The organism is Chryseolinea soli, assembly GCF_003589925.1.
In the GTDB taxonomy this organism is placed as follows: Bacteria; Bacteroidota; Bacteroidia; order Cytophagales; family Cyclobacteriaceae; genus Chryseolinea; species Chryseolinea soli.
In genome coordinates, this window is the sequence record NZ_CP032382.1 from 2,272,014 (window position 1) to 2,297,177 (window position 25,164).

Sequence of the window (25,164 nt, forward strand, 5' to 3'; positions counted from 1 at the left end):
CCAATATGTTTTTCGACGAAAGTTTTACCGCAGTTGTTTTACGGATGAGCCACAGAATATTTTGCCGCAATTCGCGGGAGACGTTTTTTGTCGGGACGTGAAACTGTTGACGTGTCGTTAATTCAGCTTGGCTTTTTCGAAGAAGGTGGTCTTCACTTTGCTTTCCAGGGCCATGGCCTTGGGGAAGAGGATTTCGTTTTCGATGCGGGCGTGGGTGATGAGGCTTTTTTCGAAGCCTTTCAATTCGTTGTATAAAACTTTTACGTGCAACGGCGCCTGGGGCGTGAGGGTATAATCTTTTGTGATGTTGCGGATGCCTTCCATTTCGTCGTCGTGGGCTTCGTGTTCCATGGCGAATTTTTGGACGGAATTTTTCTCCATCAGGTAATACAATTTCGTGGGCAGGTAGCGGCCTTTTGCTGCGCGTTCCAGCGCCTGGATGTAGCTGAAAAGCGTGTCCTCCTCTTCATAGATGTGCGCGATAAAATCTTCGACGAACAGCGGGAAAACAATTTTCAGGTCGCGTTCCACCGTCCGGAAATCTTCGTGGTTTGCTTTAAAGCTCTCCACGAGTCGCGCGATGTAGGGAAGTTTATGCTTGATGAATAAAAAATGCGAATGCTTCAGGTATTCGATGATGAGGTCGGTGGGGTAGGAAACCAGCGGCAGGTCGGCTTCCTGGAGATGCGAAGGCGCCTCCATTTCGCGGATCACCTGGTCCACTTTCAGGCCGCGTTGTTGGCACACCTGGTCCAGGGTGAGCTCGGAATATTCATAGAACCGGATACCAAAATAAAACAGCACATAGGCATGGACATAGTTGCGGTCCACCAGTTCCGAAATGCGCGTATCTTTTAGGGCTACCTTGCTCATGATTCTTGTAAAGATAAACGAAAATTCGTGTTTCTGGCGACTTTTTGACCCCGAAGAAACAGATTTAAAACGGCCCATTTTTGGATTAGGATGGAGCCCTCCCTGGCCTGGGAGCCCATCCAGGCACAATTTGTGCACAGACTATACGAGTTTGACTGCCAACATTTAATTTAGCGGTTCGTTATTACTTTTTATTTACTTACGAGATGACGGAGAATAGCAATTCAAAATATCAGATCAGGCTCCCCCTGGTGCTGTGCCTGGGCCTCGCGGCGGGCGTTTTTGTGGGAGCGCGCCTGAATACACCGAAGGGATCCAGTGACGTGGGCAGCGAAGTCCAGAAATTTCGCGAAGTGCTCACCCAGATACAAAATGATTATGTGGACACCGTGAACACCAGCGAATTGGTGGACGACGCCATCCAGCATATGCTGAACAAGCTCGATCCCCACTCGGCCTACATCAATGCGGCCGACCGTATTGCCGCCAACGAAGACCTGCGTGGTAATTTCGACGGCATTGGCGTGGAGTTCAACATTTTTCACGACACCATCGTGGTGGTCTCCGCCCTCAGCGGCGGCCCCTCGGAAGCCCTCGGCATCCAGTCCGGCGACAAGATCATTAAAGTGGACGACAAGCTGCTGGCCGGCATTGGCGTGCAATCGCCCGATGTGATGAAAGCTTTGAAAGGACCGAAAGGGACCGAGGTAAAGGTCACCATCCTGCGCGGCAGTAAAGAGATCGACTATAAAATTGTCCGCGACAAAATTCCGCAATATTCTGTGGACGTGTCCTACATGGTCGATGCACAAACCGGCTACATCAAAGTGAACCGCTTTGCGGCCACCACGTTCGAGGAATTCCACGAGGCCTTGAAGAAATTGAAGGAAAGTGGTATGAAACGACTGGTGCTCGACCTCCAGGGAAATCCTGGTGGCTACATGAACATGGCCATCGACATGGCGGACGAATTTTTGTCGGAAGGAAAAAAGATCGTGTTCACCAACGGCAAAGAGAAAAAATACAACTCCGAAGCCATGTCAACGGCGCGCGGCGATTTTGAAACTGGGCCACTCATTGTGTTGGTCAACGAAGGCAGCGCCTCCGCTTCCGAGATTCTATCGGGTGCCTTGCAAGACAACGACCGCGCACTCATTGTAGGTCGCCGCAGCTTTGGCAAAGGATTGGTGCAGTCGCCCTTCGACCTCAGCGATGGTTCCGAACTTCGCCTGACGATTTCACGCTACTACACGCCGACGGGTCGCTCCATCCAAAAGCCCTATGAAGATGAGGATGAATACTCCCGCGACATCATCAGCCGCTACAACCACGGAGAATTTTTTCACGCAGACAGCATCCGCTTTAACGACTCGTTGAAATATGTCACACCGAACGGTCGCACCGTCTACGGCGGTGGCGGTATCATGCCCGACTATTTTGTGCCCCTCGACACCACGTTGAACAGCCATTATCTCAACGAACTTTATACGTCCACCTCCATCCAGGAATACACCTTCGGCTATGCCGAAACGCACAAGGACGAGCTTCAGAAAAAAGGATTTCAAAGCTTCCTGAAGAACTTTAATGTTTCGGACGATATGCTGGAAAGCCTCGTAAAAGTGGGCGAACGCAACAAAGTGAAGCCCGACCGCAAAGAGCTTCGCCTGAAAAAGAAACTGTTCCAGGTCCACATCAAGGCACAAATTGCCCGCAAGCTGTGGAACAACGAAGGCTTCTTCCAGGTGATGAACGAAACGAACGAGATCTTGCTGCAGGCGATGAAGCTCTTCGATCGCATTCCCAATGAACTCGACCGCCGGAAAATGTGATCGACGAAAAATAATATTCAGCAAATCCCGGTATGATCCACATGCCGGGATTTTTTATTTGGCAAAAGTTGAAATTACAGAACAGTCTTCCGAATGGTGGGAACGCAGGGCGCGATTGTTTATTTTTGATAAACTAACCTTCGCGCCATGTACTATCATCGTCTGGGCCAGATCCCGCCAAAGCGACACACACAGTTCCGCCAACCCGATGGGAGCTTGTACAAGGAAGAAGTGGTCAGCTCCGAGGGGTTTTCCGGCATATACTCCATCCTATACCACACGCATCCACCCACGCGCGTGAAGCAAGTGGGAGAGGCCGTGAAGTTCGGCCCCACGCGCATCGACGAATATTCACTCCGCCACACGCACCTCAACACGTCCAAAGTGGAAACCACCGGCAGCGACTATCTCGATGCCCGCAAGGTGCTGCTCATGAACAATGACTGCTCGCTTTCCATCTGCGCCCCCGCGAAGCGCACCATGGATTATTTTTATAAAAATGCAGAAGGCGACGAAGTGATCTTCGTACACGACGGCGCCGGCACGCTGATCTCTCCATTTGGTAAATTGGATCTCCGCAAAGGCGACTATGTAGTCATTCCCCGCACCGTCATCTATAAACTTGAATTTGAAGAAGGACCGTTGCGTCTGCTCATCATTGAATCAGCTTCGCCGGTGGAAACGGTGAAGCGTTATAGAAATCAACTGGGACAATTGCTCGAGCATTCTCCATATTGCGAGCGCGATATTCGCCCACCCCACACGTTGGTGAACGACACCAGCAAAGGAGATTTTTTGTTGAAGATCAAAAAACAGGGCTACCTGCATCACTACGTGTATGACTACAGTCCACTGGATTTGGTGGGTTGGGATGGATTCTTGTGGCCCTATGCATTTTCCATACACGACTTCGAACCGATCACGGGCCGGCTGCATCAGCCACCCCCGGTGCATCAAACGTTTCAGGGACACAATTTTGTGATCTGTTCGTTTGTGCCGCGGTTGTTCGACTATCATCCGCTGTCTATTCCCGCGCCCTACAATCACAGCAACATCGACAGCGACGAAGTGTTGTACTATGCCGAAGGAAACTTCATGAGCCGCAAAGGCATCGAACGCGGTTCGTTCACGTTGCATCCGGGCGGCTTGCCCCACGGGCCCCATCCGGGAACGGTTGAAAAAAGTATCGGCGCAAAAGAGACACACGAACTGGCCGTGATGCTCGACACGTTCAAGCCACTCTTTCTCACCACCGACGCCCTGGCCTTCGTCGATAAAAACTATCCGATGAGTTGGACAGAAGGCTCCGGAAATTTTAATGAGGTGAACGCACCCTAAACCAGCGGCATCCGTTAATTTTCCGGTAAATACTTTTTGAATGAGCGCCAAGTACGTTAAGACCATACAGATCCGCTGGGCGGATATCGATGCCAACCGCCACCTTCGTCACTCTGCCTACTACGACTATGGCGCCACGTTGCGCATGATGATCCTCAGCGAGAACGGCCTCACCACTGAGAAGCTGGAGCAACTGCAGATCGGCCCGGTACTGTTTCGCGAGGAGGCTGTCTTCCGGCGCGAGATCCGGTTGGAAGATGTGATCACGGTGGATGTGGAACTGCTGAAAGCCACGCCCGACTATGGCCGCTGGAGCATCCGGCACAATTTCCTTAAGGCCGACGGCTCGCTGGCGGCCGTCATCAACATCGATGCAGCCTGGATCGACATGGTGAAGCGCAAGCTCACCGTGCCCGACCCATTCATTCAAAACATCTTTGCAAATTTCCCCAAGCCCGACGACTTTGAGTTTGTCGTGAAGAAGGTTTAGGCTGAGCCGAGGATCCACTCCTCGATCACACGCGGATAGTGCGCATACTCCAGCCGATGCACCTGTTGTGCGATGGTTTCGGGCGTGTCTTGGGGACCAACCGGACAAGAAATCTGAAAGATCACGCGACCTTCGTCATAATGCTCGTTCACCAAATGGATGGTGATGCCGGTGGAGGTCTCGCCCTGTTCTTTTACGGCCTCATGCACTTTCATGCCATACATGCCCTTGCCCCCGAATTTGGGCAACAACGACGGGTGGATGTTGATGATGCGATCGGGGAAAGCGTCGGTGAGATAATGGGGAACGAGCCACAAAAATCCGGCAAGCACCACGTGGGTTACCTGTTTCTCCCGGAGCCATTCCAGCACGATCTGGGATTCTTTGTATTCTTTACGCGTAAAGACTGCGGTAGGAACATTGAATTTTTCCGCACGTTTCAATGCATACGCTTCCGGGGTGTTGCTGAGCAACATCGCCACCTCCACTCGGGGATGATGGCGGAAGTGTTTCATGATCTCTTCTGCATTTGTTCCGCTTCCGGAAGCGAAAATGGCGATTCGGAATTCTTTCGGCATGTGGACTTACCCCGTCAATGATTCGGGGCCGCAAGATCGCAGAAGATTTTCAAACAAAAAATTTCGGGGCAAAGCTTAAATGAAAGCCATGCTGGAGATGCCCAGCAACATAATGACCTTGCAAAAAGCACTGAGCCAGGCAAAGTCCTTTTTCATATCGGCCCGCAGCAGGCGATAGAACAGCCACAGCAGAGGGATGAACAAGAACACAACATAATATTGCAGGGGGAGCGCTTCGTACAGCACGTTAAGCGCGAACACCGTAGCGGAAAAAATGGCGAGGATGGCATAGATGATCACCTTCGTTCGGCGCATGCCCAGCACGATGGGTAGCGTTCTGCATCCAAAGGTGTTGTCGCCTTTCAGGTCTTCCATGTCCTTGATGATCTCGCGCACCAGGGTCATAAAAAACGCAAACGCCGCATAGATGATGACCATCGCGCTGTGCGTTCCGTAGTAGAGGTCCACCACATAGATCGAAAGGCCCGTGAGCATCGCCACGGTCAGGTTGCCCACAAAAGGCAGGCGCTTCAGGCTGTTGGAATAGAGCCACAACAGAAAAACGGAGAACACATTCACCGCCCCAATGCGCCACGACAAAATCACCCCCAATAAAATACCTGCCGACGAAAGGACCACGTGAAAAAGAATCGCATACCGCCGCGTGATCTGCTTGCCGATCACCACGCGCTCGGGCTTGTTGATGTAGTCGATCTTTACATCATAATAGTCGTTGATGATATACCCCGCCGCCGCTATGGACACCGTTGACAGGGAAAGAATGGCCAGGTGGACGTCGGTGAAGGTTTGGGGGCCGATCAAAAAGCGGGCGGTAAAATATTGCGCGAAGGCAATGATCACAAGGTTCCCGAACCGCGTCAGTTTGAACAACGATTCCACAAAATTGCTAACCTGTGATAATTCCTGTGCCATGGTCGGAGAATAGCGGGGTAAAAATAACTACGAAATGCGACCGGCAAAGGGTGTAAGGAATTTAGTTTTTTTATCATAGGTCCATTAAAAACAGCAGCGGCCCGGAAACACAAGGCTCCCGGACCGCTTGCTTACTTAAAACCAGAACCCACTAGCTCCCAATCGTTACCGAATAGGTTCTTCTGAAAGTGGTGATCGTAATGACATTGTCGCACACGCCATCGCCATAGTAAACTGTTCTTTTGCGGACACTATAGCCGTTCAGCTTGGTCAGCTCCACCACACCGGACACACGGGCGAAGTTGCCTTGGGCAGCACACGACCAGTCGGAGATGATCGGCTCCACAATTTCCTGCGTGAAGCTCCGGCCGGTGGTAGATTCGCCGGTGACCGTGCCCGTGATCTTGTATTTGTTGTTGGTGGGATCATCATCGCCGGCGCCGGCCAACCATTCCCGCGTACGGCTACCATTGTAAACGACTTTCTGGCCGTTGGGGAAGGTGATGGTGAGATCCTTAAGCCTGTTGGTGGACTGCAAGTTATCGTCGGCATTGATGGAGACGTCGCGCAATTCGATGGTGCCCGTCACGCCTTTATTGTTCACAAAAAAGTTTTCGAAGGTGATGATGCGGTTCGCGAGACTGTCGCCAACTTCTGAGCTATACGCGATCAGGATCTTTCCTTTTCTTTCGCGGCCATAAGGGCCGACGCATCCATCGCCGAAGTCGATGGTGATGATGTGGTGCTCTTTGTCATTGGTGACGGTAGCGCACATGTTGTACTTCACCCGGCCGCCGGAAACGGTCAACTGGTGCTCGCCTTGGTAGGCCATCTCCAAGGCGTCGTCTGCGGAATCGTCACCCTCGGAGGAGGTTTCTACGGCTTGCTCCTCTTCGGTGTCCGTTCCTTGTTGCATGTCTTCGTCGCGATTACATGATACGGCCAGGAGGCCTACGAGCATCATCGCGCCGTATGTTGATTTTAAGAAGTTCATTTTCATTTTTTATTTATGGTTAAGCTCTTGTTATATAAAATACAGAACCCACACCTTGGCCAAGTTTGGAATTCGAAATGGAGTGCAGCGTTTGCTGCAGGATATCTTTCGTTGTTGGGAAAGATGTTGCTTAGAGGAAGGTGAGGGGCAAAGGTTTAATGATGGTCAAATTTTTTTTTGAAAAGAATGCAATGCGATCTGGAATGCATGAAAACGTGGATTTGGCTTTGTTGTCTCGGCCAGGGTTAGGGACTGCGGAACGCACTTTGGGTTGACGTCGCTTGGCCGCCGAAGCTTCAGCGAAGGAGGGTGTCTTTCTGTGTTCGCTGAAGTTAGGTTTAAGCTGATTCTAGGCGATAGAAATCATCGGGGATGGGGTTGTGGGGCTGAGCGCTTGGTGAGATAGTTGGGTTTTGTGCGTGGATTTTTTGTTGCATTTCATAGCTCCGCTCCGGGGCCGCGGGGGCCCCGCATGTTCCCATCAGGGCTTAACCCTATCCGCACATTCCATTGCCAGGCCGAAGATAGGCTTAGGCCCTGATGGGAACATGCTGGAAGAGGTGTGGGTGTGGGGTTGGGTGTGAGAGTGTGAGTGTGGGTGTGAGTGTGGGTGTGAGTGTTGGGTGGGTGGGGTGTTGAGTATAGGGGGGATTCTTGTTCTCCGGGGGTTGGGGGTGTCTTATTCTTTAATGGGTTGAATTTCTTTTGACGAGGATACGGGGCCTCGTTTTACCAGGAAGGATGTTGCTATCAGGGAGATGGCTCCGGCTACGATCATGATGAACGTTTGCCATCCGTGGAAGATAAAGGTGAACGCTACGGCGTCGCTCTGGGGGATGCTGTACAAAAAAACAAGGCCTTGTGGGACTAGCACGTGATAGGAACCTGTGCCCCCTGGCAACGGTGCGGCCATGGCAATGGAGCCAATCGCAAACAAACTGAGCACTGCGTGAAAGCCCAACTCGCTGGTGGCCGGGAACGCTTTTATGACGGCATAGCTCATGGCGAAATACAATAACCAGATGAGCACGGAGTGAAAAATGAACAATCCCTTGTTCTTCAATTTGAAAACCGACAACACACCATCTTTAAAGCCATGCCACGTCTTCATCACCCAGGCATTCATTTTTTTGTTTTTCCGGACGAACCAGATGCCTACACTGCCCAGCACGACCAAGCCGCCCACCAAGTAGAGCAACACGGTATATTTCGATTGGTGGTCACCCTGCCCGATGGGCAGCGTTTCGATGAACGCAAATAATTTCTGCGACTCGAGTATAAAAGAAAATGCAATGAGAATGAGCAGGCACAAGACATCGACGATCCTTTCCAGCACCACCGTACCAAAGGAAATTTCCACCGGGATCTTATCGAGCTTGTAAAGATTGTAGCACCGCGACACTTCACCACCGCGGGGAATAACCAGGTTGACGAGGTAGCCCACCATCAGGGAAAAAAAACTGTGACTCAATTTAGGAGACTCGCCCAGCGGGGTCAGCAGCATGCGCCAGCGTTCGGCCCGCACCACGTGGCTGGCCATGGCAATGACGGCCATCAACAACAACCATCCTTTGTGGGCGCTGTCCCAGGTATGTTTCAGATAGTCCCATTTGTTCTCGCCTTCGGCAACGTGAAGACCGCGGAGCGAAAACCAGATGAGCAGCGCGGTGGCTGCCAGGATAAACATGTATTGGAGGAACGTCTTGAGGCTGGAAGACACGATTTGGAATTAAAAATTTCCGCTCAAGGTAGTTTATTATCGGGAGTTGGGAAAATGATAGTCGGTTTGAAGGTTTTGGCCTTCTCGAATTTCATGGATGCATAAGAGATGATGATCACGATGTCGCCCACTTGCGCCTTGCGTGCAGCAGGTCCGTTCAGACACACCATGCCCGAGCCTCTTTCGCCTTTGATCACATAGGTCTCCAGGCGCTCGCCATTGTTCACGTTCACCACGGCCACTTTCTCCCCTTCGATCATGTTGGCGGCGTCCATCAGATCTTCATCGATGGTGATACTGCCCACATAGTGCAATTCCGCTTGCGTGATCTTGGCGCGGTGAATTTTCGACTTTAAAACTTCTATTCTCAAGGTGCTTAAAGTTGGTTGCTTCTAAAACTGTAAAGGCAAAAGAAAAGTTTGTTACGCATTTTCACTACAAAAACAGGTTGTCGATCAAACGAATTTCACCTGCATGGCCGGCGATGCAAAGGATCACATGCCCGGCGTCTTTAACGTTATCTAAAACCGTTAAGTTTTTGCTATCGGTCGCCTCGAAATATTCCAGTCGCATGCCCGGTTCCTGGTCAACCATGCTCCGCACACGTTGTTTTACCTCGGCAACGGCCTGGCCGCTGCGAAGGGCTTCGCGGGCATAGGATAAAGCTTTATAAAAAATCGTTGCGTGGGCTCTTTGGTGCTCGTCCAACCGCAAATTGCGTGACGACATGGCCAAACCGTCAGCCTCACGCATGGTGGGCACGAAGTGAAGCTCCAGGCCGAATTTTAATTCCTCTACCAGCGTTTTAATAACAGCAAATTGCTGCCAGTCTTTTTGTCCGAAATAGGCATGGTGAGGTTCTACGATATTGAACAATTTGGAGACCACGAGGGCAACACCGCTAAAATGTCCTGGCCGGAATTGACCTTCCATCACTTTGTCAAGATGGCCGAAATCAAATTTAAGCCGGGACGGTTGGTCATACATTTCTTCTGTTTCGGGGCAAAAAACAGCGTCGCAACCAACTTTTTCCAACAAAGCCACATCCTTGTCGAGGGTCTTGGGATATTTCTTCAAATCCTCGGGATTATTGAACTGGGTGGGGTTGACGAAAATGGTGGCGACGGTGACCGAATTCTGGGTTTTAGAGGCTTCTACCAGCGAAATGTGGCCCTTGTGAAGGGCGCCCATGGTGGGCACCAGACCAACGGTTTTACCGGCCAGTTTGGCGCCTTTTAGGAATGCTTTGAATGGGGCTATCTGCTTGAAAATCTCCATTTTAGGCCATTTTGGCAAGGGGCGCAAAGATATAGGGAAAACTGAAAATAAGTTGATCAAGGGGGTAATTTTTTGTACTTTTGTGGCTCAATTTTTCATTCTACTTTAAATTCAATCAATATGTCAAAACTTCGAGTTCTTTATGTAGCCAGCGAGATCAACCCGTTTCTGCAAACCTCCGAAGTAGCGGACTTTGTGCGCAAACTTCCACAGGCGATGCAGGAAAAGGGGATGGAGATCAGGATTCTGGTGCCGCGGTTTGGGATTATCAATGAGCGTAAGAACCGGTTACATGAAGTAGTGAGGCTGTCGGGTATCAATATTGCGGTGGGAGACGAAGAAAAGCCGTTGATCATTAAAGTGGCTTCTATTCCGAATGCTAAGCTTCAGGTCTATTTCATCGACAACGAAGATTATTTTCATCGCAAGTCGGTTTTCCATGATAAAGAAAACAACTTCTATGAGGACAACGACGAGCGCGCTATCTTCTTCTGCAAAGGGGTAATCGAAACGGTTCGCAAATTAGGCTGGGCTCCCGATGTCGTGCATTGCAACGACTGGATCACCAGCTTCATTCCACTGTACCTGAAAACCACGTACAAGAACGATCCGTTGTTCAAAAACGCAAAAACGGTTTTCACCATCTACAATAATTCCTTCTCTCACAAGTTTAAGGGAGATATCATGGACAAAGTGAAGATGATGGATATCGAAGACAACATGCTGGGCAATCTGAAGACCGCCGATTTCGAAGGCTTCATCAAGCTGGGTGTTGAGTTTTCCGATGCCGTGATCGTGGCCGGAGAGAACAAAAAGCTGGAAGGCCTGTTCAAGAAGATCAAAGAAAAGAAAGTTGAAAACTTTGATAACGACGAAAACTCAACCGAATCGTATTATAATCTCTATAATGAACTTATGGGTTAACCGTATAGGGCAACTGACCATATTGGCAGTTGCCCTATTTTTTTTAGCGTGCCAAGAAGACGTCAGCCTCCTCGGATACCAAAATCCAAATTCAAAGCTTAAAGTTTCCTATGTTGAAATACCGATAGGCAGCAGTGTGCTGCTGATGGACTCTATTCGTACGAGCAACTACACGTATTCGGGCGAGACCAATCGACTGTTGGTGGGAACCTACAAGGATGAAGTCTTTGGCAATATCACCGCCTCGGCGTTCAGTCAATATCTTCCCGCAACGGGAGACACACTGAGAGGTTCGGCCGTGTTCGACTCCGTGACGCTGCGTCTGAAATATGATTTCTATACCTATGGGACACCCGACGGTTCGGGACAGGCACTTTCTGTCTATGAACTCGACAACCCGCTGGATCCTAAGGCCTACTATGTCAACCACTCCGACATACCGGCCTCGGCGCTGCTCGGCACCAAAAACTATGGCGTGAACAGCACGGACTTCAAGAAATTCGTTACCGATGGCAAAGACACCATCATCACACTGAACGTTCCGCTGGAGTCTAGTTTTGGACAGCGAATTTTTAATAGCGCATTGGAGTATCGCCTTCAATACATCGACGCCAAAGCGACGGGTAAAACGGCGGAGGAAATAGCAGAGTTGATGTTTATTAACCCGGCGAAGTTCACCGCGCAATACAAAGGCATCGCCATCAAGCCCACCAGCGGTGATAAGATCGTCGGTTTTGATCCTTCTTCGACTGAGTCGCGCATCATTTTACATTATCACGATGCCAAAGACGACAGCCTGACCTTGTCGCTTCCCTTGACTACGGTTTACGGATTTAATCAGATCAAAACAGATCGTTCCGGGTCCGCCTTGGGAGAAATGAATGACTTCTATAAGGATTACCTCGTGGATGGAGACAACCGTTACGTGCAATCCGGAACGGGCGTGGTGACCAAGCTGGACTTTAGCAAATTCTATGACTTTGCCGATACGCTGAAAAACTCTGTGATCCATTCGGCGGAACTCGTAGTGGATAACGTTCAATCGTCCACCACGAATGGTCCGCCTGCAGGTCTGTCGTTGCGCATGCTGCTCGACAACAATCATTTGAACAAGTACAATGCTAAAAATAACCAGGACCAATACGATTTGGTGTATTTCACCAACTTGAGGATCCAGGCAGCATTTCTACGTTACGATTTTGCGTCGAGCGGTAGTGGCGCGGTGCCCATCATCGAAAACGACAGTGCGTTCTTCGCCGCCGGCGACAGAATTGCTTACTTGCCCTACTCGGGCACGACGACTTCATACCGGGGAGACTGGACCTTGTTCTTTCAGAAATTGTCTGAGAAAGATGACCAGAAAACGCGCTTCAAATATTTTGCGCTTTATCCTACGGGCACCAAGACGCTAAACCGCGCGGTGTTCCCGAAGAATAGCATCAAATTGAAAGTGTTCTATACCAAATCGACAGCCGTCGCAAATTAAGACCTTATGTGTGGAATAGTTGCTTACATCGGCCATCGCCAGGCCCACGAGATCATTATAAAAGGATTGAAGCGTTTGGAATACCGGGGCTATGACAGCGCCGGCATCGCTTTGTTGAACGGAAGCCTGAGCGTCTACAAAAAGAAAGGCAAGGTTTCGGATCTTGAAAAATTCCTTCAGGACAAACCCCTCAACAGCAACATTGGGATGGGTCACACCCGCTGGGCTACGCACGGCGAGCCCAACGACCGCAACGCGCACCCACACTATTCTGCGAGTGGCAAACTGGCCATCATTCACAACGGTATCATTGAAAATTATGGCGCACTGAAGCAGGACCTCATCAACAAAGGCCACAGCTTCCTGAGCGACACCGACACCGAGGTGCTCATCCATTTCATTGAAGACATAAAAGAACACAACAACGTCGCGCTCGAAGAAGCGGTGAGACTTGCGCTGACCAAAGTGGTGGGCGCCTACGCCATCGTGGTGATGTCGTTGGAAGATCCTTCGTTGTTGATCGCTGCCCGCAAAGGCAGCCCGCTGGTGTTGGGCATCGGGAAGGGTGAGTTCTTCATGGCCTCGGATGCGACACCCATCATTGAATACACCAACGAAGTGGTCTACCTGAACGATCAGGAGATCGCTGTGATCAAGAACGGCGAGCTCAGCGTGAAGAACACGGCCAACTTGCCGCTCACACCCTATATTCAAACCATCGACCTGGAGTTGGAAGCCATTGAGAAAGGCGGCTTCGAACACTTCATGTTAAAAGAAATTTTCGAGCAGCCCCGCTCCATCCGCGACTGTATGCGCGGTCGTCTCGATTCGACCCAAGGCCGCCTGGTGCTGGGAGGCTTGAGCGAATACATCACCAAGCTGGTGAATGCAGACCGTATCCTCATTGTGGCCTGCGGCACGTCGTGGCACGCCGGTTTAGTGGCGGAATATTTCTTCGAAGAATTCTGCAGAATTCCTGTAGAGGTAGAATACGCGTCCGAGTTTCGCTATCGCAATCCCGTGATCCGCGAAGGCGATGTGGTCATTGCCATTTCACAATCCGGTGAAACCGCCGATACACTGGCCGCGATCGAGCTGGCCAAATCAAAAGGCGCCATCATCTTTGGAGTGTGTAATGTCGTTGGTTCTTCTATTGCCCGTGCTACACATGCCGGTGCATACACACACGCCGGCCCCGAGATTGGGGTGGCCAGTACGAAGGCCTTCACGGCGCAACTCACCGTGTTGAGCATGATCGCCCTGTCGGTCGCCCAGCGCAAAGGCACCATCACCGAACAGAAGCTCCATGAGCTATTGGTAGAAATGGAAACCATTCCTGCCAAAGTGGAAAAAGCGCTGACGCTGAACGACGAGATCAGAAAGATCTCGGCCCTCTTCAAAGATGCCCGCAACTTCATCTACCTCGGCCGTGGCTACAATTTCCCTGTGGCCCTCGAAGGCGCGTTGAAGCTGAAAGAAATTTCCTACATCCACGCCGAAGGCTATCCCGCTGCCGAAATGAAACACGGCCCCATCGCCCTCATCGACGAGGAGATGCCCGTGGTGTTCATCGCCACACGCGATAGCTCATACGAGAAAGTAGTGTCCAACATTCAAGAAGTGAAAGCACGAAAAGGCCGTGTTATCTCCGTGGTAACGGAAGGCGACAAGTTGATTCCCGCCATGTCGGAGTTTGTCGTGGAGGTTCCTGCCGTGCACGATGCATTGATGCCGCTGGTGTCGGTGATACCATTGCAGCTTTTGTCGTATCACATCGCTGTGATGCGCGGTTGCAATGTGGATCAGCCTAGAAATTTGGCGAAGTCGGTGACGGTGGAATAAGGCGTCGTATCAAAAATAAAAAGAGAGGCTGTCTTTTTGAAGGCAGCCTCTCTTTTTTTTTGCGACGGTGTTTGGGATCTATGGAAGCTCCAGTTCCTTCACCGCCATCCAAGCCATCAATCCAGGACCGATCTTCAACGCGTCTTCGTCGATATCAAATGTGGGCGTATGCACATAGGAAGAGATGCCTTTCGCATCGTTGCGCGTGCCCAGTCTGTAGAAGGCAGCGGGAATAACTTGTGAGTAATAGGCGAAATCTTCTGCGCCCAGCGTGATGTCAATGTTGAACACATTTTCCTTGCCTACATATTCTTCGGCAGCGGCGCGTATTCTTCGCGTGAGCTCGGGGTTATTTTCCAGGTAGGGATAGCCCCGTGAAATATCAACCTCACACCGACCGCCCATACCTTCGGCGATGCTCTCGGCCATCTTCTTGATCTTCACCAAAGCGGACTCGCGCCACTCTTCGTTCATGGCCCGGAACGTGCCGGCGATGTTCACCTCGTTGGGGATGATGTTGGTGGCGCCGTGGCCAATAATATTTCCAAACGTGAGCACGGTGGGCTGTCGTGGATTGGCGTTGCGACTAATGATTTGTTGCAGTGCAATGATGATGTGAGAAGCAATAACGATGGGATCGATGGCCAGGTCCGGTGCGGCGCCGTGCCCTCCCTTGCCAATCACTTTCAGATAAATTTCATCGGCGCTGGCCATATACATGCCTTCGCGAAACCCGATCTTGCCGGCCGGCAGCAAGGGGAACACGTGTTGCCCGAGAATAGAAACCGGTTGAGGATTCTTCAGCGCGCCATCGCGGATCATATACGAAGCACCCCCGGGATTTTTTTCTTCCCCGGGCTGAAACAACAAGCGCACAGTGCCTTCAAACTGGTCCTTTACCTGTTGCAGGATTTTGGCGGTGCCCAACAGCGACGACGTGTGCACATCATGCCCGCAAGCATGCATCACCCCAGGGTTGGTAGACTTGTAGGGCACTTGGTTGGCCTCTTCGATCGGCAGCGCATCCATATCGGCACGCAGCGCAATGGTTTTCTTTTTCGGGTTGCGTCCCTTTATCTCTGCGAGAACGCCCGTTGTCGCAATGGTTTGTGGTTCGATGCCAGCGAGGCGCAATTGCTCGGCAACATATTTGGCGGTATTAAATTCCTGATAAGATAACTCAGGATGGGCGTGTAAATGACGGCGGTAGGCGACCACGCTTTCACTATAAGTTTGTGAAAGGGTCTGTATTTGTTGAAGGAGGCTCATGAATCGTTGTTAAGAAAACAAAGGTATCCATTAGCGATCTTATTTGAAATCCGGGGACACAATTCCGAGGGCAAACATCAGTGTATATTTTGTAAACAATCTTTGCGATTAAAGAGCGAAGGTCGATATTAGCGAACTTCATTTTTAATCCTTTTTCATCATGTATAATGTCAAAAGATGTTTTTTCCTGGTGGTCGCCGCGGCCGGATGCCTCACGGTGCGTGCACAGGAATCGACGTTCAGGAAAGTTTCCTTCGAAGATATGTCCGATTTCAAATCCCAGGCGGGCAACTGGCAAGTCGTGGGCGATGTGACCATAAATCCCGCAGCAGACATTCACGAGGCGCACGATAAACCGGCGGCTCCCGAAACCAAAAAGAAGAGCAAGCGCTCCAAAGAAGAGGCAGCACCGGCAAAGCCGCAGGTCGTTTCGTTCCAACCCGGCAAAGGCATATTGCTCAACCTGAACGACGAGACCAAAAAAGACAACCTGGTCTCCACCTTCGAACACGGCGACATCGAACTCGAGTTTGAAGTCATGTTGCCCAGAGGTTCCAACTCCGGCGTATACTTCCAGGGTCGCTACGAAATGCAGCTCTTCGACAGTTGGGGTGTGAAGGATCCGAAGTTCTCCGACATCGGGGGCATCTACCGCAATTGGGAAACCGAACGAGGCAAGATCTATATGGGCAAGGCCCCGCTCTCCAATCCGGCGAAAGCTCCGGGCTTGTGGCAAAAATTCAAAGTATCGTTCCGCGCCCCGCGCTTCAACGCCGCGGGACAAAAAATTGCCAACGCGCGCTTTGTGTCCGTTGAGTTGAACGGCGTGCTCATCCACGACAACGTGGAAGTGCCTTTGCCCACGGGTGGCCCCATCGAAAACAACGAAAAGCCCATGGGGCCGTTGCTCATCCAGGGCGACCACGGCCCGGTAGCCATCCGCAATATGTCCTACCGCCTCATGAAAGAGGTGAACTTCTCGCTCTCCAACATCACCTACAATACCTACTACGGAAACTTCAAAACGATCTCGGATTTCACCGCGCTGAAACCCGCTGCCACAGGGTCGATCCCCCAGCTGACGTGCGAAGTATTGACGAATGAGAATGCTTACGGCGTTTCCTACAAGGCCGATCTGGACGTGCCGCAGGATGGCACCTACCAGTTTCAATTGGCGCACACCGGAGGGGGCCGCCTGATCATCAATCATCAACAGCTCGCCGACCTTCAGCGTCCCGATGCCTATTCCGACCAGTGGGCAACGATTACCCTAAAAGCAGGTAAAGTGCCGGTAGAGATCTATAATTACAAAGACGCTTCCTGGATGCCGCCACGCCTCGGCCTCACCGTGAAGAGCGCCACCACCTACCCACAAGCGCTGCACGCTTTCAATTCACTTCCTCCCGATGACGAACCGGTGTCGCCCATCTATCTCGATGCGACCAGCGAACCCCGGTTGCTGCGCGCTTTCCTCGACTTCAAAGGCGACCGCGCACAGCGTCTGACGCATACCATTGGTGTGGCCGATCCCAGCGGCACGCATTATGTCTACGACATGAAATCGGGCAACCTGGTGTGCGTATGGCATGGCTCGTTTGTGGATGCCACACCCATGTGGCACGATCGCGGCGATGGTTCATTCCGTCCGCGGGGAGCAGCCCAATATCTGTTCAACAACCAGCCGTTGGCTTTCCTCGCGTCTCCAAGCGAACCGTTCCCTGTCATCCTGAAGGAAGACCTGGTGAAAGAAAACGAACACCGCGGCAAAGGATTTGAGCTTGAAGCAACCACACACCGTCCCGTATTCAAGTATACCTATGAAGGCCTCGATGTAGAAGACAAGATCTATCCCGACGACCAGAACAGGGTCATCACACACGAAGTGAATATTAAGAACCGCGGCACCAAGACCGGCCTGTATTACAAGCTGGGCGAAGGCAGTGCCATCGCGCAGATGCCCGACGGTTCCTACGCGATCGACGACAAGCAGTATTACATCAAGGTGACCACCGGCCAGCCCGTTGTACGCGATGTGAACGGCAAGAAGGAATTGATCGTGGCCGTAGACAGTGCTGTTAAATATTCCGTGATCTGGTAACCCATGAACGCTAAGAAAATGAACTCTATTGCAAAGAAATTTTTCGCTTATGCGCTTCTGGTTTTCGGAGCGGTGAGCGCTATGGCACAAACCCCTCAGGAAGAGGAATACTACAGGATCGTCACCGTGCCCACACCCGAAGGCGTATTGCTGGAAGTGGGTGGCGTGGCAACACTGCCCGACGGACGCATCGCTTTGAGTACACGTCGCGGAGATGTGTGGATCATTGAAAATGCGGATGGCTCCGCCCCGCAGTATACGTTGTTTGCTTCCGGTCTTCACGAACCCCTGGGCTTGCTTTATCACCAGGGCGCCCTCTATGCGGCCCAACGCGGCGAACTCACGAAGCTGGTCGACAAAGATGGCGACGACAGAGCCGATGTCTACGAAACGGTATATGCCTGGCCGCTCTCCGGCCACTACCACGAATATTCCTTTGGCCCCAAATTGGCGCCAGACGGAAACTTTTTTGTGACGGGCAACGTGGCCTTTGGTGACGAAGAGTGGTGGCGTGGCGAGAGCCGCGTGCCCTATCGTGGCTGGACCATGAAGATCCACACCGACGGCACCCTGGAACCGTGGGCCACGGGCATGCGCTCGCCCTGCGGCATTGGCATGATCAATGGCGAACTGTTCTACGACGACAACCAGGGCGACTGGCAAGGCACCGGCTCCATCTATCACCTCACCAAAGGAAGCTTCACCGGCCACCCCGCCGGTCTGCGCTGGACCAGCCTGCCAAACTCCCCCGTGAAACTGACCACGGCCGAGCTATACGCCAAGTTTGACCCGCGCCAGTTTAAACGCGAAGGCCAATACGTGAAGCCCGAGAACGTGGTAAACGAAACACCCGCGTTTCTTTACATGGTGAAAAAGGAATTCCCCGAAACAAGACTACCTGCCATCATGCTGCCACACGGCGTGCTGGGCATCTCCAATTCGGAGATCATTACCGACGACACCAACGGAAAGTTCGGCCCCTTTGCAGGGCAGATCTTTGTGGGCGATCAGGGTCAAAGTAAGATCATGCGCGTGGTCATGGAAAAAGTGAAAGGCGAATATCAGGGCGTTGCCTTTGATTTTAAAAGCAGCTTTCAGTCGGGTGTGTTGCGGATGAACTGGGGTCACGATGGCTCCCTGTTCGTGGGCGAGACCAACCGCGGCTGGGGATCGGCTGGCACCACCACCTCCGGCTTGCAGCGCCTGGTCTGGACGGGAAAAGCCCCGCTGGAAATGTATACCGTCCACGCCATGCCCGATGGATTTGAAATTGAGTTCACCCTGCCGGTCGACAAGAAACTGGCAGAAGACCTGTCGTCCTACAACGGCCGGAGCTTTATCTATAAATACCACGCCGTGTATGGTAGCCCGACCGTTAATGAAGAAAAACTGAACATCAAAGGTGTCAAAGTTTCTGACGACGGGAAGAAGGTTCGGTTGGTGATCGACAACTTGCGACAATATTATTTGCACGAGATCATGGTGGGGGGTATCCGCACGCAGACCGGGTTGGCCGTGTTGCATCCCACAGCCTACTATACGCTCAACAACATACCTGAAGGCGCGCCGCTGCCGGCAAGCGAATGGAGCACCAAGCGCTCTGTTCCGCTGGCGAAACCGGTGGCTGTAAAAACGGCAGTGGCAGCTCCCAAGGCGGCACCGCTAAAGGCACCGACCTACGCAGAGATCGAACCGCTGCTGGTTAAAAACACTTGCACCGCCTGCCATCAAGCCAGCAAACGCCAGGTGGGTCCTGCTTTTGCCGATGTGGCCAAGCGCAAGTACAGCAACGAGCGCATCGTGCAACTGATCTACAACCCCGAGCCCAAGAACTGGCCCGAACACGAAACCCCGATGGCGCCCATGCCGCAAGTGCCAAAAGCCGAGGCCTTGAAAATTGCGGCGTGGATCAATTCGCTGCGTCCGGAAAAAGATTAAAAACGGCTCCCCCCAGTTTATAAAAAGCCCTGGACGCAAAAGCGCCAGGGCTTTTTTTGTATTAATACCTGGAAAAAATGTGCAGAAAACAGGGCGTGTGCCCTAGAAGTTTTCTCCACAAATTACGAGATGTCATTTCTTCCATCCAAAAACAAGCTCACGTTCCTTCTCGCTGAAGACGACCGCATGGTGCGTGAGGGCTTCAAGGCATTGCTTGAACGAGAACCGATGGTTGCCTCGGTCGTGGAGGCCGGTAGTGGCGACGAGGTACTGGCCATATTGGCCGTTCAGTCCATCGATATTATTTTGCTGGATGCGAAAATGCCGGGTGTGCCCAGCATGAACGTGGTGAAGCAAGTGGTGAGTGAATACACCGACACAAAGATCATTGTCGTGTCGGGCCTGAGCGGCACGGCCCTTCAATTCAATTTGCTCCGCGCCGGCATCCATGGATTTGTGCAAAAGCTGAACGGCTTTGACGAAGTGCGCAAGGCCATCGATGCCGTCATTCATTCGAACCAGTATTTTCCCCCCGCCATTCTCAAGTTGCTCCAGGAAAATTTCAGGGAGTTCAATTCCCCACCACCCATCCAGCTCACCGACAAGGAATTTCGCTTGCTGCGCGCCATCGTAGACGGTCTTCCCACCAAGCGCATTGCCGAAAAACTAAACATCGCCATGAGCACGTGCGAAACAAACCGCAGCCGGCTGTTAAAAAAAACGGGAACACAAAATACTGCCGAACTGATTGCCTTTGCCTATAACAATGGTTTGATCTGATACGGATAGATCAAGGTGACGATAGTGCCCTTGGCGCCCTGGCGAAAATTTATGGAGGCATCTAATATGCTCAGGCGCATGCGCAAGGGAAAGAAGAGTGACCGGGTTTTATTCAAGGTGTCCCGGAGTTCGTGAAAAGCCTGGCCGTCGTCTTCGATGGTGATATACAATTCGTCGGTGGCGAATTTCAGATGCACCTGGATGTGCCATGCGATGGTGTGCTTTAAGATGTTGTTGATCAACTCCTCGGTGACGCGAAGGAGGTGTTGCCGGTGTGAGGGGATCAGTTCGCATTCTTTGCCCTCGCTGCTGAATTCAATAAACGCTACACCCGGTACCTCAATTCTCCGGCAGAGTTCCTGCATCAGACCACCAAACGAATTGATCTCATCGTCGGGCAAAAGGTGGCGCGAGATCTTGCGGATAGAAGCGACGATCTGCTGAAAATCTTTTTTCATTTTTGATGTGATCATGTGCACGGCCATCAGGCTGTCGGCCAATTCCAGCTTGTCGACGTATAGCCGGTAGACAGTCAGCTTTTGGATGAGTTCGTCGTGAAGCTCGGCACCCATTTTTTGAAGCTCATGTTCATATTGATCGATGAGCTCGTGCACGAATTCTTTTTGATAGTCATTCGACTTTACAGACTCTGCACGCTCCTGAAGCTTTTGGATTTCCGCTTCGCAGTTATAGCGTTGGATCACCTGATGAAGATGGATCAGCAACGAGGCGGCTATGAGCACGAGCAAGACGTAAATCATGATGCATGGGGATGAGAGGCCCACATGCGATTTACATCAGACCACTGCAACCAGATTGCAGTGGTCAGGAAATTTTAAAAATTGGAGATCACCCCGGAAATGGGGAGTCATGTTTAGTTGATGGCCACCCGGTCGGGGATGATGATGGCGGTGGGAAAGCGTTTTTTTACTTCCGTGAAATCTTTCTGGGCATCCAGGCGGCTGATGTATTTACCCACCTTCACCCGGAAGTTGGGTTGAGCATACTGCACGTCGGCTTCCAGATCGGGCAACGAGGAGGCCAGGGTTTTCTTGGCATTGAGCGCCTCCTCCCGTTTCAATCCGGAATAGATCTGGATGGTGAAGCCGTCTACGGCCTTGCTTTGCAGGTTGTAGCGGTCGATGCTGTCGAGCACCACGTCAACCTTTTTGTTGACGGCGTATTTTGGCTCCACATAAGCCGTTGGCTTGCGGCCATCCGGCGTCTGGGTAGTCGTTGTACCCGTGGTGGTGGTCGTCGTAGGGACCTGGTCAGGCTTGGGACGATACACCGATAGATCCTCGGTATATTTTCCGCTACCGGTGGATGCCGTGGAGGTTTTCTTTTGGGTGGCACATCCCACAATGAAAAGCCCCAACCCCAGGATGTAGATCGAATGACGCAATGATGCCATAAGCTTTAGTCGATTATGATACAGCGGTTGTGGAGAATATCGTCCTCAACCTTTTTGTATTTAACGTCGCGCAACACTTTTCCGTCGGGATACTGAACGCTCACTTTGTCGTTTCGACCGGCCAGTTTCTCGGATTTGACGGGCATCACCTTCTCCTGCGGGGGCCGGTTGGGTTGTTGCTGTTGCGGCGATCCTTCGCCGCCGCCACCACCACCGCTCAACAATGAGCGCGATTCTTCTTTCTGTTCGTTCAGCTTCACCTTGGTGCGGGGCGCCCGGGCCTCCTGCACGTCGTTGGATTGCTGCACGGGAATGTCGGCTTTCAACAGGAAGGAAATGGTGTCCTCGTTCACCTTGGCGATGAAGCGCTTGAACAATTCGAAGCCTTCGAATTTATAGATCAGCAAAGGATCCTTTTGTTCGTACACGGCATTTTGAACGGACTGCTTCAAGTCGTCCATCTCGCGCAAGTGCTCTTTCCAAAGCTGGTCGATGATGGCCAACGCGATCATCTTTTCCATGGATTTGATCAGCTCGGCGTTTTCCGTTTGCAAGGTCTTTGCCAGGTTGGCCACGACGCCGATCTGTTTCTGACCATCGGAGAAGGGCACCATGATGTTGTCGACCGTTGCGCCGCGGGACTTGAAGAGGTCGCGGAAAATCGGCAACGCTTTTTCGGCTACCATCTTGTTCTTGCGGTGGTAGTTGTCCAGGGCTTTGTGGTAGAGGTCGTCGGTCAGCTTTTGCTGATCCATTTTGTCGAACGTCTCTCTTGATATTTCATAATCCAGGCCCAGTGTGCTGAGGGCATTCAGGCGAAGGCTTTCGTAGTCGCTGGCGTTCTTGGCGTTGATCACCATGTCTTCGCAGGTGTCGAAGAGCATCGTGAGGATGTCCAGCTCCAGGCGTTCGCCAAACAAGGCATTGCGACGGCGTTTATAGATGACTTCGCGCTGCGAGTTCATCACGTTGTCGTATTCCAGCAAGCGCTTGCGGATACCGAAGTTGTTTTCCTCCACTTTTTTCTGTGCCCGCTCGATGGAGCTCGTCACCATGGAGTGCTGGATCACTTCCCCTTCTTTCAAGCCCAGGCGGTCCATGTACTTGGCGATGCGCTCGGGCATGAACATGCGCATGAGGTTGTCTTCCAGCGAAACATAGAACTGCGAAGTTCCGGGGTCACCCTGACGTCCGGAACGGCCGCGCAACTGGCGGTCTACACGGCGCGATTCGTGGCGCTCCGTACCGATGATGGCCAAACCTCCGGCGGCGCGCGATTCGGGGGTCAGCTTAATGTCCGTTCCCCGGCCGGCCATGTTGGTGGCGATGGTCACGGTGCCGGGTTTGCCGGCTTCGGCCACGATCTCGGCTTCGCGTTGGTGCTGTTTGGCGTTCAATACCTGGTGTTTGATCTTTCTCAGTTGCAACAGGCGGCTCACCAATTCTGAAATTTCCACGGAAGTGGTACCCACCAGTACAGGTCGGCCTTCCTGCGTGAGCTTCACGATCTCGTCGATCACGGCATTGAATTTTTCGCGCGTGGTCTTATAGACCAGGTCGTCGAAATCTTTGCGTACGGCCTGCCGGTTAGTGGGGATGGTCACCACGTCCAGTTTGTAAATATCCCAGAGCTCGCCTGCTTCCGTTTCGGCTGTTCCGGTCATACCGGCCAGCTTGTGGTACATGCGGAAATAGTTTTGCAGGGTGATGGTGGCGTAGGTTTGCGTGGCATCCTCCACCTTCACGTTTTCTTTTGCTTCGATGGCCTGGTGTAAGCCGTCAGAATAGCGACGGCCTTCCATGACGCGGCCCGTCTGTTCGTCGACGATCTTCACTTTGCCGTCTACGATGATGTATTCCGTGTCTTTTTCAAAAAGTGTATAGGCTTTCAGCAGCTGGTTCACGCTGTGGATGCGCTGTGATTTTACCTGGTAGTCGCGGATCACCTCTTCCTTTTTCTGGAAACGGGCGGCCTCGTCGAGCGACGCGTCTTTCTCGATGTGGCTCAATTCGGTTCCGATCTCCGGAAGGATAAAGAACTTTGGATCTTCGCCTTCGCCCGTGATCAGGTCGATGCCTTTTTCGGTGAGGTCTACGCTGTTGTCTTTCTCATCGATAATAAAATACAAAGGCTTGTCGGCCTCGGGCATGTTGCGCTTATTATCTTGCAGGTAGTAATTCTCTGTTTTTTGCAGGAGGGTCTTCGTGCCCGTTTCGCTCAGGTATTTGATGAGGGGTTTGTGCTTGGGCATGGCGCGGAAGGCGCGGAAGAGCGGAAGACCGCCTTCTTTTTCGTTGCCTTCGGTAATGAGCTTGCGCGCGGAGTTCAAATATTCGTTCACCAGTTTCTTCTGCGCTTCCACCAGCTTGTAGATGCGGGGCTTCAGGTCGGCGAACTCGTGCTCGTCGCCGCGTGGAATGGGACCGGAGATGATCAATGGCGTACGCGCTTCGTCGATCAAGACGGAGTCCACTTCATCCACCATGGCAAAATGGTGTGAGCGTTGCACAAGGTCTTGCGGCTCGCGGGCCATGTTGTCGCGCAGGTAGTCGAAACCAAATTCATTGTTGGTTCCGTAGATGATGTCGGCCTGGTAGGCCTTGCGGCGGGCTTCCGAGTTGGGCTCGTGTTTGTCGATACAGTCGATGGTGATGCCATGGAATTGGAAGATCGGCGCCATCCACTCGCTGTCGCGAACGGCCAGGTAATTGTTCACCGTCACCAGGTGAACGCCGCGACGGGAAAGGGCATTGAGAAATGCCGGGAATGTGGCGACGAGTGTTTTACCTTCACCGGTAGCCATCTCGGCGATCTTGCCTTCGTGCAACACGATGCCCCCGATGATCTGCACCTCGTAGTGCACCATGTCCCAGGTGATGAGGTTACCGGCGGCCATCCATTGGTTGGCCCAAATCGCCTTGTCGCCTTCGATCTTGATATTGGCCTGCGTGGCAGCAAATTGACGGTCGTAGTCGAGGGCAGTAACTTCCAACGAAGTGTTTTCCTTGAAGCGGCGAGCCGTTTCGCGAACAATAGCGAAGGCACGGGGCAACACTTTGAGAAGCACTTTTTCCAGTTCTTTGTTGCGTTCGCCTTCCAGTTTATCGATCTCGGCAAAGACACCTTCCTTGTCGTTGATGTCCATGTCGGGGGTGTCGGCAATCTTTTTATGCAGGTCAGCCAGTTTGTCGTCGATCGACTTCAAATCGGCATTGATCTCGGCTTGTATGAGTTGGGTTTCGTTCCGGAGTTCGTCGTTGCTGAGGGTTGTCAGCCTTTCTCCCGCCTTTTTGGTTTCCTCCACCAGAGGCATGATGCGCTTGATGTCTTTCTCTGATTTCGTCCCAAAGATCTTGGCAATGAATTTTAGCATACTTCA

Annotated in this window: 20 protein-coding genes; 9 read left to right on the forward strand and 11 right to left on the reverse strand. The window is 52.0% G+C overall.

Annotated elements, in window-relative coordinates:
• Window positions 1-117 precede the first annotated feature (117 nt).
• Complete coding sequence (locus D4L85_RS09870; RefSeq protein ID WP_119754160.1) at window positions 118-873, reverse strand: hemerythrin domain-containing protein; 756 nt, start codon at window positions 871-873, stop codon at window positions 118-120.
• A gap of 206 nt (window positions 874-1,079) precedes the next feature.
• On the opposite strand from D4L85_RS09870, the gene D4L85_RS09875 reads away from it, so the two are divergent.
• From D4L85_RS09875 to D4L85_RS09885, 3 genes are all read left to right on the forward strand, one after another.
• Complete coding sequence (locus D4L85_RS09875; protein ID WP_119754161.1) at window positions 1,080-2,702, forward strand: S41 family peptidase; 1,623 nt, start codon at window positions 1,080-1,082, stop codon at window positions 2,700-2,702.
• A 147-nt stretch (window positions 2,703-2,849) separates the two neighbouring features.
• Window positions 2,850-4,040 carry a homogentisate 1,2-dioxygenase gene (locus D4L85_RS09880; RefSeq protein WP_119754162.1) on the forward strand — a complete coding sequence of 397 codons (1,191 nt, stop codon included), beginning with the start codon at window positions 2,850-2,852 and terminating at the stop codon, window positions 4,038-4,040.
• 40 nt (window positions 4,041-4,080) lie between these two features.
• On the forward strand, window positions 4,081-4,530 hold the full coding sequence (locus D4L85_RS09885) for an acyl-CoA thioesterase (RefSeq protein ID WP_119754163.1): 450 nt from the start codon (window positions 4,081-4,083) through the stop codon (window positions 4,528-4,530).
• Here D4L85_RS09885 and purN read toward each other — a convergent pair.
• The 6 genes from purN to panC all read right to left on the reverse strand — a co-directional run bounded on the left by purN (window position 4,527) and on the right by panC (window position 10,033).
• A complete protein-coding gene (gene purN, locus D4L85_RS09890) occupies window positions 4,527-5,108 on the reverse strand; it encodes a phosphoribosylglycinamide formyltransferase (RefSeq protein ID WP_119754164.1) in 582 nt (193 codons plus the stop codon). The two genes, D4L85_RS09885 and purN, sit on opposite strands and share 4 nt — an antisense overlap.
• Before the next feature lie 75 nt (window positions 5,109-5,183).
• Entirely contained in the window at window positions 5,184-6,041 is an 858-nt protein-coding gene (locus tag D4L85_RS09895; RefSeq protein WP_119754165.1) for a geranylgeranylglycerol-phosphate geranylgeranyltransferase, read from the reverse strand.
• 151 nt (window positions 6,042-6,192) lie between these two features.
• Window positions 6,193-7,035, reverse strand: a complete 843-nt coding sequence (locus tag D4L85_RS09900; RefSeq protein WP_160143638.1) for a hypothetical protein — start codon at window positions 7,033-7,035, stop codon at window positions 6,193-6,195.
• 679 nt (window positions 7,036-7,714) lie between these two features.
• Window positions 7,715-8,755 carry a lysylphosphatidylglycerol synthase transmembrane domain-containing protein gene (locus tag D4L85_RS09905; RefSeq protein ID WP_119754167.1) on the reverse strand — a complete coding sequence of 347 codons (1,041 nt, stop codon included), beginning with the start codon at window positions 8,753-8,755 and terminating at the stop codon, window positions 7,715-7,717.
• A gap of 23 nt (window positions 8,756-8,778) precedes the next feature.
• Complete coding sequence (gene panD / locus D4L85_RS09910) at window positions 8,779-9,126, reverse strand: aspartate 1-decarboxylase (RefSeq protein WP_073134483.1); 348 nt, start codon at window positions 9,124-9,126, stop codon at window positions 8,779-8,781.
• A gap of 64 nt (window positions 9,127-9,190) precedes the next feature.
• A complete protein-coding gene (panC, locus tag D4L85_RS09915; protein ID WP_119754168.1) occupies window positions 9,191-10,033 on the reverse strand; it encodes a pantoate--beta-alanine ligase in 843 nt (280 codons plus the stop codon).
• Between the two features lie 120 nt (window positions 10,034-10,153).
• Here panC and D4L85_RS09920 point away from each other — a divergent pair, with 120 nt between their 5' ends.
• The 3 genes from D4L85_RS09920 (at window position 10,154) to glmS (ending at window position 14,285) form a co-directional block, all read left to right on the forward strand.
• Window positions 10,154-10,957, forward strand: coding sequence for a glycogen/starch synthase (locus D4L85_RS09920; RefSeq protein ID WP_073134480.1), 804 nt, complete (start codon window positions 10,154-10,156; stop codon window positions 10,955-10,957).
• Window positions 10,958-11,102: 145 nt separating this feature from the next.
• Entirely contained in the window at window positions 11,103-12,443 is a 1,341-nt protein-coding gene (locus tag D4L85_RS09925) for a DUF4270 family protein (RefSeq protein WP_160143639.1), read from the forward strand.
• Window positions 12,444-12,449: 6 nt separating this feature from the next.
• Complete coding sequence (glmS, locus tag D4L85_RS09930; protein ID WP_119754170.1) at window positions 12,450-14,285, forward strand: glutamine--fructose-6-phosphate transaminase (isomerizing); 1,836 nt, start codon at window positions 12,450-12,452, stop codon at window positions 14,283-14,285.
• 78 nt (window positions 14,286-14,363) lie between these two features.
• On the opposite strand, the gene D4L85_RS09935 is transcribed toward glmS, so the two are convergent.
• Window positions 14,364-15,554: a M20 metallopeptidase family protein gene (locus D4L85_RS09935; RefSeq protein ID WP_119754171.1), complete on the reverse strand. Its 1,191-nt coding sequence runs from the start codon at window positions 15,552-15,554 to the stop codon at window positions 14,364-14,366.
• Window positions 15,555-15,714: 160 nt separating this feature from the next.
• Here D4L85_RS09935 and D4L85_RS09940 point away from each other — a divergent pair, with 160 nt between their 5' ends.
• The 3 genes from D4L85_RS09940 to D4L85_RS09950 all read left to right on the forward strand — a co-directional run bounded on the left by D4L85_RS09940 (window position 15,715) and on the right by D4L85_RS09950 (window position 20,370).
• The gene (locus D4L85_RS09940) at window positions 15,715-17,652 is read left to right on the forward strand and encodes a 3-keto-alpha-glucoside-1,2-lyase-like domain-containing protein (RefSeq protein ID WP_119754172.1); all 1,938 of its coding nucleotides are present in this window, start codon (window positions 15,715-15,717) and stop codon (window positions 17,650-17,652) included.
• A gap of 3 nt (window positions 17,653-17,655) precedes the next feature.
• The gene (locus D4L85_RS09945) at window positions 17,656-19,590 is read left to right on the forward strand and encodes a DUF7133 domain-containing protein (protein ID WP_418219864.1); all 1,935 of its coding nucleotides are present in this window, start codon (window positions 17,656-17,658) and stop codon (window positions 19,588-19,590) included.
• A 129-nt stretch (window positions 19,591-19,719) separates the two neighbouring features.
• Entirely contained in the window at window positions 19,720-20,370 is a 651-nt protein-coding gene (locus D4L85_RS09950; protein ID WP_119754173.1) for a response regulator transcription factor, read from the forward strand.
• Here D4L85_RS09950 and D4L85_RS09955 read toward each other — a convergent pair.
• The 3 genes from D4L85_RS09955 to secA all read right to left on the reverse strand — a co-directional run bounded on the left by D4L85_RS09955 (window position 20,349) and on the right by secA (window position 25,158).
• A complete protein-coding gene (locus D4L85_RS09955; protein WP_160143640.1) occupies window positions 20,349-21,131 on the reverse strand; it encodes a sensor histidine kinase in 783 nt (260 codons plus the stop codon). The genes D4L85_RS09950 and D4L85_RS09955 overlap by 22 nt on opposite strands.
• Before the next feature lie 113 nt (window positions 21,132-21,244).
• On the reverse strand, window positions 21,245-21,784 hold the full coding sequence (locus D4L85_RS09960; RefSeq protein ID WP_119754175.1) for an SPOR domain-containing protein: 540 nt from the start codon (window positions 21,782-21,784) through the stop codon (window positions 21,245-21,247).
• 5 nt (window positions 21,785-21,789) lie between these two features.
• The gene (secA, locus tag D4L85_RS09965) at window positions 21,790-25,158 is read right to left on the reverse strand and encodes a preprotein translocase subunit SecA (RefSeq protein ID WP_119754176.1); all 3,369 of its coding nucleotides are present in this window, start codon (window positions 25,156-25,158) and stop codon (window positions 21,790-21,792) included.
• Window positions 25,159-25,164 lie beyond the last annotated feature (6 nt).

What these genes read in the sequence shown, in the direction of transcription:
- D4L85_RS09960 (WP_119754175.1), bottom strand. Translation starts at nt 21,784, where the DNA reads ATGGCATCATTGCGTCATTCGATCTACATCCTGGGGTTGGGGCTTTTC.
- D4L85_RS09945 (WP_418219864.1), top strand. Translation starts at nt 17,656, where the DNA reads ATGAACGCTAAGAAAATGAACTCTATTGCAAAGAAATTTTTCGCTTAT.
- D4L85_RS09875 (WP_119754161.1), top strand. Translation starts at nt 1,080, where the DNA reads ATGACGGAGAATAGCAATTCAAAATATCAGATCAGGCTCCCCCTGGTG.
- glmS (WP_119754170.1), top strand. Translation starts at nt 12,450, where the DNA reads ATGTGTGGAATAGTTGCTTACATCGGCCATCGCCAGGCCCACGAGATC.
- D4L85_RS09955 (WP_160143640.1), bottom strand. Translation starts at nt 21,131, where the DNA reads ATGATTTACGTCTTGCTCGTGCTCATAGCCGCCTCGTTGCTGATCCAT.
- D4L85_RS09885 (WP_119754163.1), top strand. Translation starts at nt 4,081, where the DNA reads ATGAGCGCCAAGTACGTTAAGACCATACAGATCCGCTGGGCGGATATC.
- secA (WP_119754176.1), bottom strand. Translation starts at nt 25,158, where the DNA reads ATGCTAAAATTCATTGCCAAGATCTTTGGGACGAAATCAGAGAAAGAC.
- D4L85_RS09920 (WP_073134480.1), top strand. Translation starts at nt 10,154, where the DNA reads ATGTCAAAACTTCGAGTTCTTTATGTAGCCAGCGAGATCAACCCGTTT.
- D4L85_RS09940 (WP_119754172.1), top strand. Translation starts at nt 15,715, where the DNA reads ATGTATAATGTCAAAAGATGTTTTTTCCTGGTGGTCGCCGCGGCCGGA.
- purN (WP_119754164.1), bottom strand. Translation starts at nt 5,108, where the DNA reads ATGCCGAAAGAATTCCGAATCGCCATTTTCGCTTCCGGAAGCGGAACA.
- D4L85_RS09895 (WP_119754165.1), bottom strand. Translation starts at nt 6,041, where the DNA reads ATGGCACAGGAATTATCACAGGTTAGCAATTTTGTGGAATCGTTGTTC.
- D4L85_RS09870 (WP_119754160.1), bottom strand. Translation starts at nt 873, where the DNA reads ATGAGCAAGGTAGCCCTAAAAGATACGCGCATTTCGGAACTGGTGGAC.
- panC (WP_119754168.1), bottom strand. Translation starts at nt 10,033, where the DNA reads ATGGAGATTTTCAAGCAGATAGCCCCATTCAAAGCATTCCTAAAAGGC.
- D4L85_RS09880 (WP_119754162.1), top strand. Translation starts at nt 2,850, where the DNA reads ATGTACTATCATCGTCTGGGCCAGATCCCGCCAAAGCGACACACACAG.
- D4L85_RS09900 (WP_160143638.1), bottom strand. Translation starts at nt 7,035, where the DNA reads ATGAACTTCTTAAAATCAACATACGGCGCGATGATGCTCGTAGGCCTC.
- D4L85_RS09925 (WP_160143639.1), top strand. Translation starts at nt 11,103, where the DNA reads ATGGACTCTATTCGTACGAGCAACTACACGTATTCGGGCGAGACCAAT.
- D4L85_RS09950 (WP_119754173.1), top strand. Translation starts at nt 19,720, where the DNA reads ATGTCATTTCTTCCATCCAAAAACAAGCTCACGTTCCTTCTCGCTGAA.
- D4L85_RS09935 (WP_119754171.1), bottom strand. Translation starts at nt 15,554, where the DNA reads ATGAGCCTCCTTCAACAAATACAGACCCTTTCACAAACTTATAGTGAA.